Here is a 12,504-nt window from a genome sequence, read left to right as displayed (position 1 = left end):
TATGTTGCGTCCTGAAAGTTGTGATGTGTTTAACCGCACTTTTTTCCAGTTTGCACAAATGAAGAAATATGCGCCGGATTCGGTGGAAGCCGTGAAAGCGGAATACAAAGCGGCTTGGGCGGTTTGGCGCGATGTGGTTATGCAGGTTTACGGACGTTTGGGTGCGGAGTTTGCAGAACCGCATATCGAGCGTTGGTGTAACGGCTGGCAGGTAAGGGCGCACTTTTTCGCGTATTTCAAATACCATCGTTACCGGCAGTCGGCGGCCATTTTTTCGCTGCTGCTGAACCGCCGCCGTCTGACGGTTGCTTTGGATTGGCATGCTTACCGCGCCGCACAGTCGGTGATCGGATTGGCGGATTACCACCGTTGGACAGAGGCTTTACCCGAAGACGGGCTTCCGGGTTTTGAGGTTTGGCTGGGCAGCGACAGCGAATATGACGATCATTTAAACTCATCGGCTCTGTTTGCTTGGAAAGAAGAAGTGTTGGCAGGCGGAAAGGATTTTTTCCGCATCGGTTGCCATGTCGGGCGTGATGATTTAGCGCATACGGATGCAGTCGGGCGGATTGTGTCGGCGGTGCGTTTGTTGCAGCCTTTGTATGAAGCATGCCATGAAGGGTGGCAGAGTAACGGTAAATAGATTTTTTTGCCGGTTGCCGCTGATTGAAGTTGATGAGGCCGTCTGAAAATTTCAGACGGCCTCAAGTGATTTAAGATTCGGTAAGAAAGGTTTCAACGGTTTGCAGCAGCTTTTCCGGCTCTTCGCGGTGGATAAGATGGCCGGAGTGTTCGAATAACTCGAACCGGCTGCGGGGAATGAGATCGGCGACGGTACGGACGGTTTCGGGCGGATTAATGCCGTCGTATTTGCCGGCGATAACCAGAGTCGGGGCTTGGATATCGGGCAGTTTGCCGCTGAGATCAAAGCCGACTAAGGCTTGGTTGACGGCGTGGCGTTGTGCAGCGGTGAGTATGGGAATGCGGGCTTCGCGTCCGCGCCGGTCGGCTTCGGCGTTGAGGGCATCGCGTCGGGCTTGAGATGTGTGCGGTGACCACAATGCGGCCTGCAAAACGGCTTGGATTTGGGTTTCCGTTGCGGTTTTCGGCGTCAGGCCGTGCGCTTGGAGCAATCGGGCAATGGAGGAGCCGTTGCCGTCATCTTTCGGTTTGGTCACGGCCAGAATCAGGCGGCGGATTTTTTGCGGGGTATTGATGGCGGCTTGGGCGGCAATATACGAACCCATCGAATAGCCGAACACGTGGGCTTGGCCGCCGAAACGGTCGATTAGGGCGGCCAGGTCTGCGGCGTGGTCGGCTAAGGTATAGTGTTGCGGTTTGCTGCTTTGCCCGTGTCCGCGGCAATCGTAGGTAACGGTGAAGTAACGGCTGCTTAATTGTTGTGCCAACGGGGCGAGCGAGGTGCGGTTGCCGAGCAGGCCGTGTATCAGAATCAGGGTGGGGTTGTCGCGGCTGCCGTAGGTGTTGAGGGCGATGTCGATATGGTTGAGCGTTTCTTTCATTTGGTGTTCTTTTTTTCAGACGGCCTTATTCTTCAGACGGCCTTACTCTTCGGTTTCCGCCCAGTCGCTTTTGATGGCGGTATGGATGGTGTCCATATCGAAACCGCGATAGGCGAGAAAGCGCATTTGTTTTTGGATTTCTTTCGGGTCTTTGTCGGGGTGTTTGAATTTTTTGCGTAAAACGCTGATGGCGGTTTGCAGTTCCTGCCGACGGTCGGGCAGGAAGGCGCGTGCGTCTTCTTCGCTGACGCCTTTGGCGTTGAGGGCATGCTTAAGACGCAGGCGGCCGTGTTGTTTACTTTTGCTGTGGATATAGGATTCGGCGAAGCGTTGGTCGGACTGCCAATTGCGTTCGGCAAACTCTGCCAAAACCCGGTCGATTTCTTCTTCGTCTTCGCTGTATCGCAACAGTTTGCGTTTGAGCTCGGCGCGGCTGATTTCCTGTCGGGAAAGTATGTCCATGGCGCGGGCGCGTAGTGATTTTTGCGGCTTCATAAATACGGATGAGGCCGTCTGAAAATGAAGGAGTTTTTCAGACGGCCTGTATATTGGGATTATTCGTCGTCGTTTTCTTTTTGCGGTTGCAGGTTTTCGTAGATTTCCGGCAGCGAACCGATCAGCCAGTCCGGTTTGGTGGCCGGGTTTTGCGAGAGTTCGGTCATGTCGCCGTAGCCGAACGTAACGCCGACGCTTAAACAGCCTGCGGCTTTCGCGGCGAGAATGTCGTTGTGCGAATCGCCGACCATCAGCATATTGGCAACGTCGATATTCAAAACTTCGGCGGCGTGTTTCAGCGGCAGCGCGCTGGGTTTCTTCTCGGGCAGGCTGTCTCCGCCGAGAATCAGGCTGAAGTAGTCGGCCAAGCCGAGCTGTTTTAAGAGTTCGACGGCCAAAATTTCGTTTTTATTGGTAATCACGACCAATGGAATACCGAGGCTTTTCAGCAGGCCTAAGCCGGTTTCGGTTTCGGGATAGGCGCAGGTGAAATCGCTCAAATGTTCGCGGTAGTAGTGCACGAAAAAGGTAAAGCCCTGCTCCCACAGAGCGGCTTCGGCTTGACCGTCGCGCCGGTCGGTTAACACGCGGTGGACGAGTATGCCGATGCCGTCGCCGACATAACTTTCTACGGTGTCTCGGGGCAGGGGAGGCAGGCCGAGATGTCCGCGCATGGCGTTGGCGGAAGCGGCCAAATCGGGAATGGAGTCGCAGAGCGTGCCGTCCAAATCGAAAGCTACGGCTTGAACATGGTCGATAGTCGGATTCATATCTTTTCGGTGTTATTGTTAGCTAAAAAGCTATTGTAGCATTTTTAGCATGGGATTCTGATTGAATAAGGCCGTCTGAAATTTTCAGACGGCCTTTGGAGCAATGGTTGGGCGAATGCTTATTGATCCAACTCGAATGCTTTGTGCAGGATGCGGGTGGCCAGTTCCATGTATTTTTCGTCGATCAATACGGAAACTTTGATTTCGGAAGTCGAAATCATCTGGATATTGATGCCTTCTTCAGCCAGCGTGCGGAACATTTTCGAAGCCACGCCGACGTGCGAACGCATACCCAAGCCGACGATGGATACTTTGCATACGGTATCGTCGCCGTCGATTTCGGCCGCACCGATGCTGTCTTTCAGCTGGTTCAGCAGCTCCAGAGTCGGTTTATAGTCGCCGCGAGGTACGGTGAATGAAAAGTCGGTCGTGCCTTCCGCACCGACGTTTTGAATGATCATATCCACTTCGATATTGGCGTTGGCCACGGCACCCAAAATTTGGTAGGCAATGCCCGGTTTGTCGGGTACGCCGCGCACGTTGATACGGGCTTGGTTTTTATCGAATGCGATACCGGATACGGCAGCTCTTTCCATGTTGTTGTCCTCTTCAAAGGTAATTAATGTACCGTCGCCGCCTTCCTGCAGGCTGCTCAATACGCGCAGGCGGACTTTGTATTTGCCCGCAAACTCTACGGAGCGGATCTGTAAAACTTTCGAACCGAGGCTGGCCAATTCCAGCATTTCTTCGAAAGTGACCGTTTCCAAACGGCGTGCTTCGGGCACAACGCGCGGATCGGTGGTGTATACGCCGTCCACATCGGTGTAAATCTGGCATTCGTCGGCTTTTAAAGCGGCAGCCAAAGCAACGGCGGAAGTATCCGAGCCGCCGCGGCCCAATGTGGAAATATCGCCTTTTTCGTTGATGCCTTGGAAACCGGCCACAATCACGACTTTGCCTTCTTTCAAATCGGCGCGCATGGCAGCATCGTCGATTTCTTCGATACGGGCTTTGGTGTGGGCGTTATCGGTTTTCACGGCAACTTGCCAGCCGGTGTAGCTCTTGGCGGGAACGCCGATGTTTTTCAGCGCCATGGCCAAAAGGCCGATGGTGACTTGTTCGCCGGTGGAGAGGACAACGTCCAACTCGCGGGGATCGGGAATATCCTGCATTTCGTGTGCCAGTGCGACCAGTCGGTTGGTTTCACCGCTCATGGCCGAAACCACCACGACTACGTCGTGCCCTTCTGCGCGGGCTTTGGCAACACGCTTGGCGACATTTTTAATGCGTTCTGCCGAGCCGACAGAAGTGCCGCCGTATTTTTGTACGATTAACGCCATTTTTCGTGCTTTCTTGATTGGTTTTATATAACTGTTTGAAATCTTTTCGGAGCAATATTCGGGATTTTTAAAAGCTGCGGCGGAAAGGCAGACGCAGCTTTTAGAAATTTTTGCTTATGCTGTTCAGGAACTTTTCCGGCATGGCGGAATCGGCTGAATGAAGCATTATTACTATTTTTTACACATAATACAAGGTTCATTTGTTCTAAAGTAACCAACTCGGCAGCGCCTGCTTTACAGGCTTGCGCGGGGTGTGGGGAAATTGGCAGATTGTTTTCAATTTTACACGGATGCCGAACAGGGCATTTCAGGTTTGATGTTAAAGAAAACAGGAAATGCTTTGTGTAGATGACGGTACGCCTAAGAGGCCGTCTGAAAAAATTGGCTTTTCAAACGGGTGGCTGCATAAACTGTTTACAAATAGAGGTTGTACACTATTTGAAACATTGCTGCTTTGTGGGGCTAAACCTATAATTCCAATATTAAAAATACTTTATTAAACATTTTCGTATAGATATTCATGAAAAAAATATTGCTACCGCTTGCCTTGTCTGCGTGTGTATATGCACCGTTGGTGGCGGCTTCCCACGATTCGGACGGAGCGGCCGACAACATTCAGACGGCCTCCCGACCGGCGAATGAAAGCGTATTTAGTTTTGAGCAGGCCAGGCAGGCTTTGCTGGCTTCGTCGCCCAAGCTTGCGTCTGCACAAGCGTTTGAACAGGCGCGCCGTTTGCAGAGCGAGGCCGCTTCCAATTTGGGCGGGCCGAGCGTGATGTTGGAGGCCAATGCCGCCCGTTACCGCGTACGTGGCGATATCGACATCGCCGATTTGAAGCAGAAAGCGGCGGAGCATACCCAAGCCGGCATCAAAATTCCCGGCGTTGATCCTTCCATGCTGGCATTGATGAATGCCGGCGCGAAAGGCATGGTGGCCGGTATTCCCGACGAATTGCCTTACGATGTCAAGCAGACCGGCCGCAATGCCGCGCTGCTGGCGGTATGGCCGGTTTACAACGGCGGTGCGGCCGGAGCGGCTAAGGATTTTCTCAAAGCCCGTGCCGACGAAGCCGGAGCCGACACTTCTCTGACCGCCAACGGCTTAAACAGCACCTTGGCCGAGCGTTATTTCGGCGCACAGCTTGCACGCATGGCCGCCGGTCTGCACGATCAGGCCGTGAACACCCTTTCGCGCTACGACTACACCGCCAAACGCGCATTGGAAGAAGGCCTGATTGCCAAAGTGGAGCGTTTGGAAGCGCAGGCCGCATTTGAAAATGCCAAACGCGAAGCCGAAAAAGCGCACCATGATGCCGCTTTAGCCGAAACCGCCTTGCGCCGCCTGCTCGGCAGCGAAAGGGCGGTAAAACCGGCCACGCCGATTTTCCTGCATACCAAGCCCATTGAGCCGCTGTCCCATTTCCAACAGCTTGCCTTGGGAAAACATCCCGCATTCGGCAAAGTGAACGCCAAAAAACATCAGGCCGAAGCCCTGCACAAAGCCGGACACGCACGCTACAAGCCCAATCTCAATCTTTTCGGCGCATACGAAATCAAAAACAAAGCCAACTGGGTGGCAGGCGTCAATCTGCATTGGACGCTATACAGCCAAATCGACCGCAAAGCGATGGGGCGCGCTTCCGCACAGCAAATGATTCAAGCCGAAAAAAGCGGTGAAGATTTGCGCGACAATATTTTGCTGCTGGTGGAAAAACATTGGCGCAATGTCGAAAACGCCCGCATGGAATATCTGCGTCGCGGCAGCAACGTCAATCTGGCCAAAGAAGTGCTGCGCCTGAAAAAAGCCGGGCTGCGCGAAGGCATGAATACCGTGGCGGAGCTGATGAAAGCCGAAACCGAGTTTACCAAAGCCAAAACCGAGCGCGCCAAAGCCGCCAACGATTATGTGCAGTCGCTGGCACAGCTGCTGGAAAGCAGCGGCATTCCCGAACGGCTGCCCGATTACGAACGGCAGGCCGATGTCAAACTGTTTATGAAAAACGGCATCGTCCAATAATTTCAGACGGCCTGTCCGGTCAAATACAGGCCGTCTGAAAAAAAGGCCGTCTGAAAATCACCAATACAATCAGGCAAGCCCGGCTCCCGCCCAAGAGGCCGTCTGAAAAAAAAGAAAGCATAACCATGACAGAAAGCAAAAACAAAAACCGCTCCGCCGCCTTAATTGCGGCCTTACTGATACTCGCCTGCGCGGTGGCCTACGGCGTATGGCTGGCAGCCAAACCCACGCCCGTCGTGCTGCAAGGGCAGATGGAAGCCAAAGAAACCGATATTGCCGCCAAAGTACCCGGCCGCATCAGCAGAATTTTCGTCAAAGAAGGCCAAAACATCGAAGCCGGTACACAGCTGATCGAGATGGACAGCCCCGAAATCACCGCCAAAATCAAACAGGCCAAAGCCGCGCAGGAAGCCGCCGAAGCCGTAGCCCGCAAAGCCGAACACGGTGCGCGCCCGCAGGAAATCGAAATGGCGCGCGCGCAATGGAAACGCGCCCAAGCCGCGGCCGAATTGGCGGAAATCTCCTACCGCCGCGTGAAAAATCTCGCCGACGAAGGCCTGATGTCGCGCCAAAAACGCGATGAAGCCTACACCAACTACATCGCCGGCCGAGAACAGGCCGCCGCCGCCAAAGCCCAATACGACATGGCCAAAACCGGCGCGCGTACAGAAGACAAAGAAGCCGCCGAAGCCCAAGCCAAACAAGTGGCCGCCAAAGTGGAAGAAGCCGAAGCCGCCCAAGCCGAAGCCAACCTGAAAAGCCCGATTAAAGGCCAAGTGGCCGATGTGATGGCAGAAGAAGGCACCGTTGTGCCGCAAGGCGTGCCGGTGGTTACGTTGGTGGATTTGAAAGACCAATGGCTGGTGTTGAACGTGCGCGAAGATTATTTAAACGCTTTCGCTTTGGGAAAAGAATTCGAAGGCACGATTCCCGCTTTGGGCGGTCAGCCCGTGCGCTTCAAAGTGTTTGCCAGCAAAGTGCTGGCCGACTACGCCACATGGCGCGCCACCCGCAATAACGACGGCTTCGATATGCGCACCTTCGAAATCAAAGCCCGCCCCGTACAGCCTTTGCAAAACGTCCGCCCCGGCATGAGCGTGCTGGTGGTTGCGGAATAGCAAAAGGGTAGGGATTGGAAGCAAACAGGCCGTCTGAAAATTTCAGACGGCCTTATTGTGAAAATTATTGGTATAAGTTAAGGCTTCGGCATGGCTTCAATCTCAAATCCGAGCTGATGCGCTGCTGCAATAAAACCCGATATTCTGTCGGCAGCCCATTGATTACAGACGGCAATTTCAGTTCTATCGTCAAGAAAGATAGTCTCACTGAAATACCGGTTTAGGTATTTTTCTTCAATATTTTCGATTTTTCGGATAACACCGAATCTTTTTATTCTGTGCAAAGAATCGGGGAATTTTTCATGTAGTTTTTCAAAAGTTATCCCTGATTCTCTCTTCACATATTCTTTTACTATATGGAAAACCAATTGATTTTTTGGGAGGTTGTTAATTAATTGTTCTTTTAGAGGATTTTTAGTGTCCTTGAATTTGTATTTTGTGTAATCCCTATTGTGTTGTTTTTGTTCTTTAATTTCTTCTTTCTTTTGTTTCTGCTTCAGCCTGAAATCATTAGCTTCTGCCAATGGAATAATCTTATCCATATCCCACAAATATTGGCCGTTTAACTGATACGGCGTAATTTTGATGCAGGAAATATCGATTTCTTTTTCCAGCAGCCATAAAACACATGAAGTAAGCTCGGAGCTGAAATTTTGATTGACCAGAATAATGCGGACATCTTTTAAGAAATCGTCGCTGTTCAGAACATCTTCCTGTTCACCGCTTTCTCCTTGGTCTTCGGTTGTTTCGAACCATTCTTCAATTTTGGATTTGGCGTCTTCCTCCGAGCATTCGTATGTTTTTGCATAAACGGAATAAACATCGTTGGGTGTCATTTGTGAGACCATCGCTGCATAGCGGATAGTCTGCAAGTCCATGTGCAAACCGTTTTCATTCCTCTTTAGTCCGATGACAACAAGATTGCCTTTTTTATCGAGTGCCAAGATATCTAAGTGTTTGCGGGAATCTTGCCAACCTGAATATTCTTCGGCAATGAATAACAGTTCCTCTCCCAAGATTTTCGGTGCATCGCTTCTTTTTTCATCGACTTCTTGTTTTAATCTGCCGATGATGATTTTTTGAATTTCGTCTTCCAGCATCCCGTAGTGTATAAATGTTTTTTGATTAACCGGCTTGGCAATTTTGATATTGTCTAGGGTATTTTCAATTTCAAAAAGGCTCATGGTCGATCACTGTTATGTTAGGAATTAAGTAATTTTAAAAAATGTTAATTTAGAAGATAATGATAGTTTGCAAAATTTTGATGAATGCATCGCGTTTAATTGCCGAATATATACTTAAGGCCGTCTGAAATTTTCAGACGGCCTCTTGCTTTCGGCTTTTTAAAAACTATTTCAATCCGCTCAAATAAGTATCGCTGTCGTCAATCCCCAATTCAATCCACATCGGCAGGTGGTCGCTCATGCGGTAGGTGCGCCAGTCTTTGAAGCTGCGGCCGGGCTTGGTTTCGCGTTCTCGGGCGTAGGCGGCTTCGTCTTCCAAGCGGTAAACGTGTTCGAAGAAGTCGAATACGCCTGCGCGTCCGGTGGGCTTGAGTTTGGCAAGCTGTTTGTAGTAGGCGATTTGGTCGTAGTGGCGGTCTTTGGCGACGTTGGAGCCGGGGATGGTTTTGAGTTCTTCGGGAACGACGAATCCGGCTTCGGTAATCGCCTGCATGGTGACGTCGCTGCGGTTGAAGATGTTGAAGTCGCCGAGCATGATGAGGTTGTCGGGCTTCACTTCTGCGCCGGGCTTATATTGTGGTGCGCCGGAAAGTTTGGCGGCGTGTTTGGCGATGGTGCGGCTGAACGATTTGATTTCGTCGAATCGGCGCGGATCGACGGCCACGCCTTTGCCGTAGTAGATGTGTACGGTGGCGAGGGTGAGGTAGGCCCAGCCTGCTTTGAAGCCTGCCACATAGGGCGAACGGGCGAGCTGCAAGGGTTCCTGTTCGGCGTTTTTGTCTTTGGGCAGTACGAGTTCGGCGGCCAAGCCGGTGAAGCTGACTTTGCGGCGGTCATAGAGATAGGCCATGCGCTCGGAGTTGCCGGACGTGCCGAGGGTGACGTCGGTAACGAGAAACTGCCAGTTGTCGCCGAGCAGCCGTTGCAGGTGTTGCAGCGGGTAGAGGCCGTCGCGCACTTCTTGAATGGAAATCAGGTCGAAATGGTTGAGGATTTCGGCAATGTAGTAATAGGCTTCTTCGCTGCGGTAGCCGTATTTGCCGGAATCGAACTCGCGGATGTTCCATGTGGCAAGCAGCAGGGTGTCGGAAACGGTGCGGGTGGGAATCTGTTCGGCTAAGGCTCTGCGCAAGCGTTGCAGGCCTTCGACGGTGCGGCGGCGGGAGGCGGTGTCTTGGATTTTTTTGATGTCGGCGTAATAGGTCATGATGTCTCCTTGAAAACGCTTGTTGGGTATTGCATAGGCTTATGTTTTAAATTTATCACTTTGTTTATGAAGAGGAAAGTTGTTTGACGGGCGGCAGGCGCGGATTTTCAGACGGCTTTGTTTTACGTCAATATCGGCATGGGCTTATTTATTGCTTTTGAATAAACAGTTTAATTTGTTTCGTGCGGTAAGATGGTATTGATGATATGATTTTTTGATTGTTTTTCAGGCAGACTGTTTGTTTAAAAAGGAAAAACAGGCCGTCTGAAAAAAGTTAATATGAACACAAACCGGATTTTCAGCTTTATTTGCGGCAAGAATGATTTTCAGACGGCCTCCAAGCTGGAGAGGCCGTCTGAAAAACCAAGATACCTATGAATAAACTCACCGACATCTTTTGGCAAAGTGCGCGTTTGGAATGGCACTATCTGCGCCGTGAACGCTGGGAGCTTTCGCTGCTGCTGTGGCTGCCGCTTGCCGGCGTATTGCTGGTGTGGTGGATGTTTGCCCGCGCGGCCATCACCGACCTGCCCGTCGGCGTGCTGGATAAAGACCACAGCGCCTTATCGCGCCAAGTGGTGCGTTATCTCGACGGCGCACCGGCTTTGAAAGTGGTGCAGACTTACACCGACGAACGCGCCGCACAACAGGGTTTGGACAGAATCGACGTATACGGCGTGGTGGTGATTCCCGACGGTTTTTCCCGACAGCTCAAGCAAGGCGGGGCTTCACCGTTGATTTTGCAGCTCAACGGGCAGTTCGGTTCGTTTTCCGGCGTATTGGTGCGCGACGTGCAGGCCGTGGCGGGCACGCTCTCGGCAGGGGTGGAAATGAAAGCCCTCAACAAACGCGGCGCTTCGCCGCAACAGGCGGAAAATACGTTCAGCCCGATACGCACGAGCACTTCCGCGCTGTTCAATATTTCCACCGACTACCAGCAATTTCTGGCCGCCACGCTGATTCCGGGGCTGCTGCACATTTTGGCCATGACCGCCGGTGCGGTGGCTTTCGGACGGGAAATCCGCGATAAAAGCCTGCACGATTGGCTGACGGCGGCAGGCTGCCGTCTGAAAGACGGCCATATCCGCTTTGGCGATGCCATGTCCGCACTGTGCGGCAAGCTGCTGTGGCCGGCGCTGGCCTTTACCGTATGGAGCGGCATGCTGTTGTGGCTGCTGGCGCAAACGCATGATGTCGGCGGGTTGTCGTGGCTGGCCGCGTTTTTAGGGCTGTGTTTGATGATGCTGGTGTCGTTGTGGCTGGGCGTGATCGCCACCGCTTTGCCGATGTCGCTGCGTATGGGGCTGTCTGCCACCGGCTTCATTACCGCGCCCGCTTTCGCCTTTTCGGGTATTGCGTTTCCGCGTATCGCCATGCCCCAATGGGCGCGGAATTGGTCGGACATATTGCCGCTCACGCATTATCTGGAATTACAGCAAGGGTTGCTGGAAATGGGCATACCGTGGCAATGGTCGGCCGCGCCGCTGTTGTGGTCGGCATTGGCCGCCGTTCTGCTGTTGTCGGTTGCAACCAAATTGTCGCAACGTGCCTACCGGCTGCCCGAACGTTGGGGCGCACGATAGTTTTTCAGACGGCCTCCTCAGCTTGGAGGCCGTCTGAAAACGCGATGACCAATGGACTCTAGTTTCTGCTGTGCCTTGTACCAAAAACAAACTGCAAAACTTTCCCGAACATGAAACAGAAAATCTTCACCGCCGCATTTATCGACACTGTCCGCAACATCTTTTCCGACAAAGGCGTGCTGCTGATGTTGGTAATCGCACCTGTGCTTTACGGCTTTTTCTATCCGTGGCCGTACAGCACGCAGGCGGCGCGGCGGATTCCGGCGGCAATCATCGATTACGACAAAAGCACTTTGTCGCAGCGCATCATCCGCATGGCAGAAGCCAGCCCGCGTTTGGACGTTCGGGTGATGCCTAGCGAGAACGATGCGAAAACAGCCTTGTGGGAAGGGGAAATCGGCGGCTATATGGTGCTGCCAGCCGGTTTGAAAAACGATGTGATGATGCAGCGTCCCGCACGGGCGGAGGTGTTGGCCAACGGCAGTTACCTCTTAGTCAGCAAAGAAGTGCAAACCGGTTTTGCCGAAGTGGTCGGCACGGTTTCGGCAGGCATTCAAATCAAACGCCTGCAAGCGGGCGGTATGACTCCGGAACAAGCTTTGGCCGCGCAAAATCCGATACCGTTTGTGATGCAGGTGCAATACAACCCGACTCAAGGCTACGGCAATTATGTCGTGCCGGGCGTGGCGGTGCTGATTGTGCAGCAGCTTTTGATGATGGGTTCGGCGTTGCTGGTGGGTACATGGCGCGAACAGAAACGGCAATATGCCACCATGCAGGCGTGGGCGGGCAGAATTGCCGCACTTTCGGTGATGGGCTGGCTGATGTCGCTGTTTTACTTCGGCTGGGTGTTTTATATCCAAGACTACGGGCGCGGACAGAATATCGGCGGCATGCTGGCGTTCACACTGCTGTTCGCACCTACGGTTGCCACGCTCGGCTGTTTGTTCGGGCTGTGGTTTCAAAAGCGTGAGCGTTCTTTGCAGTTGTTGATGTTCACGTCGATTCCGATGTTTTTCCTCAGCGGCTATGCTTGGCCTGCCGAATTGCTGCCGCTGCCGTTGCAATGGTTGCGCTGGCTGATTCCGAGCACGGCGGGCATTCAAGCTTCGGTGCGCTTCAACCAAATCGGTACGCCGTTTGCCGATGCCGCGTATCTGCTGCTGGTGTTGTCGGTATTGCTGGCGTTGTTTGTCTTGGTGTTGTGGTGTTATGTCGGCAAAACCCGGCCGCAAGCGGCAGAATCGGTCGGCGATAATGGATAAAG

12 protein-coding genes are annotated in these 12,504 nt (G+C 52.7%); 5 read left to right on the top strand and 7 right to left on the bottom strand.

Going from position 1 to position 12,504, the window contains the following annotated elements; translation table 11 throughout:
* Position 1: 1 nt before the first annotated feature.
* Entirely contained in the window at positions 2–643 is a 642-nt protein-coding gene (locus tag EL309_RS03355) for an HI_0552 family protein (protein ID WP_036494638.1), read from the top strand.
* Positions 644–713: 70 nt separating this feature from the next.
* On the opposite strand, the gene EL309_RS03350 is transcribed toward EL309_RS03355, so the two are convergent.
* The 5 genes from EL309_RS03350 to EL309_RS03330 all read right to left on the bottom strand — a co-directional run bounded on the left by EL309_RS03350 (position 714) and on the right by EL309_RS03330 (position 4,346).
* Positions 714–1,523: an alpha/beta fold hydrolase gene (locus EL309_RS03350; RefSeq protein ID WP_004282759.1), complete on the bottom strand. Its 810-nt coding sequence runs from the start codon at positions 1,521–1,523 to the stop codon at positions 714–716.
* A 42-nt stretch (positions 1,524–1,565) separates the two neighbouring features.
* Complete coding sequence (gene recX / locus EL309_RS03345; RefSeq protein WP_004282760.1) at positions 1,566–2,018, bottom strand: recombination regulator RecX; 453 nt, start codon at positions 2,016–2,018, stop codon at positions 1,566–1,568.
* A 59-nt stretch (positions 2,019–2,077) separates the two neighbouring features.
* Complete coding sequence (locus tag EL309_RS03340) at positions 2,078–2,788, bottom strand: phosphoglycolate phosphatase (RefSeq protein ID WP_004282761.1); 711 nt, start codon at positions 2,786–2,788, stop codon at positions 2,078–2,080.
* A gap of 119 nt (positions 2,789–2,907) precedes the next feature.
* On the bottom strand, positions 2,908–4,128 hold the full coding sequence (locus EL309_RS03335) for an aspartate kinase (protein ID WP_004282762.1): 1,221 nt from the start codon (positions 4,126–4,128) through the stop codon (positions 2,908–2,910).
* Between the two features lie 23 nt (positions 4,129–4,151).
* The gene (locus tag EL309_RS03330) at positions 4,152–4,346 is read right to left on the bottom strand and encodes a hypothetical protein (protein ID WP_004282763.1); all 195 of its coding nucleotides are present in this window, start codon (positions 4,344–4,346) and stop codon (positions 4,152–4,154) included.
* A gap of 302 nt (positions 4,347–4,648) precedes the next feature.
* On the opposite strand from EL309_RS03330, the gene EL309_RS03325 reads away from it, so the two are divergent.
* Together EL309_RS03325 and EL309_RS03320 are read left to right on the top strand one after the other, a co-directional pair.
* Entirely contained in the window at positions 4,649–6,145 is a 1,497-nt protein-coding gene (locus EL309_RS03325) for a TolC family protein (RefSeq protein ID WP_004282764.1), read from the top strand.
* A gap of 125 nt (positions 6,146–6,270) precedes the next feature.
* On the top strand, positions 6,271–7,263 hold the full coding sequence (locus tag EL309_RS03320) for an HlyD family secretion protein (RefSeq protein ID WP_004282765.1): 993 nt from the start codon (positions 6,271–6,273) through the stop codon (positions 7,261–7,263).
* 77 nt (positions 7,264–7,340) lie between these two features.
* On the opposite strand, the gene EL309_RS03315 is transcribed toward EL309_RS03320, so the two are convergent.
* Positions 7,341–8,447: a PDDEXK family nuclease gene (locus EL309_RS03315; protein WP_004282766.1), complete on the bottom strand. Its 1,107-nt coding sequence runs from the start codon at positions 8,445–8,447 to the stop codon at positions 7,341–7,343.
* A gap of 166 nt (positions 8,448–8,613) precedes the next feature.
* On the bottom strand, positions 8,614–9,654 hold the full coding sequence (locus EL309_RS03310) for an endonuclease/exonuclease/phosphatase family protein (protein WP_004282767.1): 1,041 nt from the start codon (positions 9,652–9,654) through the stop codon (positions 8,614–8,616).
* 374 nt (positions 9,655–10,028) lie between these two features.
* Between EL309_RS03310 and EL309_RS03305 the strand changes: the two genes are divergently transcribed.
* Positions 10,029–11,237: an ABC transporter permease gene (locus tag EL309_RS03305; RefSeq protein ID WP_004282768.1), complete on the top strand. Its 1,209-nt coding sequence runs from the start codon at positions 10,029–10,031 to the stop codon at positions 11,235–11,237.
* A gap of 110 nt (positions 11,238–11,347) precedes the next feature.
* The gene (locus tag EL309_RS03300; RefSeq protein ID WP_004282769.1) at positions 11,348–12,502 is read left to right on the top strand and encodes an ABC transporter permease; all 1,155 of its coding nucleotides are present in this window, start codon (positions 11,348–11,350) and stop codon (positions 12,500–12,502) included.
* Positions 12,503–12,504: the final 2 nt, after the last annotated feature.

Source organism: Neisseria weaveri, from assembly GCF_900638685.1.
Taxonomy (GTDB): domain Bacteria; phylum Pseudomonadota; class Gammaproteobacteria; order Burkholderiales; family Neisseriaceae; genus Neisseria; species Neisseria weaveri.
The sequence above is the reverse complement of the archived record's forward strand: the minus strand, read 5'-3'. Positions and strand labels throughout refer to the sequence as shown.

Coding starts and splice junctions, on each gene's coding strand:
- EL309_RS03340 (WP_004282761.1), bottom strand. CDS start 2,788: ATGAATCCGACTATCGACCATGTTCAAGCCGTAGCTTTCGATTTGGAC.
- EL309_RS03325 (WP_004282764.1), top strand. CDS start 4,649: ATGAAAAAAATATTGCTACCGCTTGCCTTGTCTGCGTGTGTATATGCA.
- EL309_RS03320 (WP_004282765.1), top strand. CDS start 6,271: ATGACAGAAAGCAAAAACAAAAACCGCTCCGCCGCCTTAATTGCGGCC.
- EL309_RS03355 (WP_036494638.1), top strand. CDS start 2: ATGTTGCGTCCTGAAAGTTGTGATGTGTTTAACCGCACTTTTTTCCAG.
- recX (WP_004282760.1), bottom strand. CDS start 2,018: ATGAAGCCGCAAAAATCACTACGCGCCCGCGCCATGGACATACTTTCC.
- EL309_RS03310 (WP_004282767.1), bottom strand. CDS start 9,654: ATGACCTATTACGCCGACATCAAAAAAATCCAAGACACCGCCTCCCGC.
- EL309_RS03335 (WP_004282762.1), bottom strand. CDS start 4,128: ATGGCGTTAATCGTACAAAAATACGGCGGCACTTCTGTCGGCTCGGCA.
- EL309_RS03300 (WP_004282769.1), top strand. CDS start 11,348: ATGAAACAGAAAATCTTCACCGCCGCATTTATCGACACTGTCCGCAAC.
- EL309_RS03350 (WP_004282759.1), bottom strand. CDS start 1,523: ATGAAAGAAACGCTCAACCATATCGACATCGCCCTCAACACCTACGGC.
- EL309_RS03315 (WP_004282766.1), bottom strand. CDS start 8,447: ATGAGCCTTTTTGAAATTGAAAATACCCTAGACAATATCAAAATTGCC.
- EL309_RS03305 (WP_004282768.1), top strand. CDS start 10,029: ATGAATAAACTCACCGACATCTTTTGGCAAAGTGCGCGTTTGGAATGG.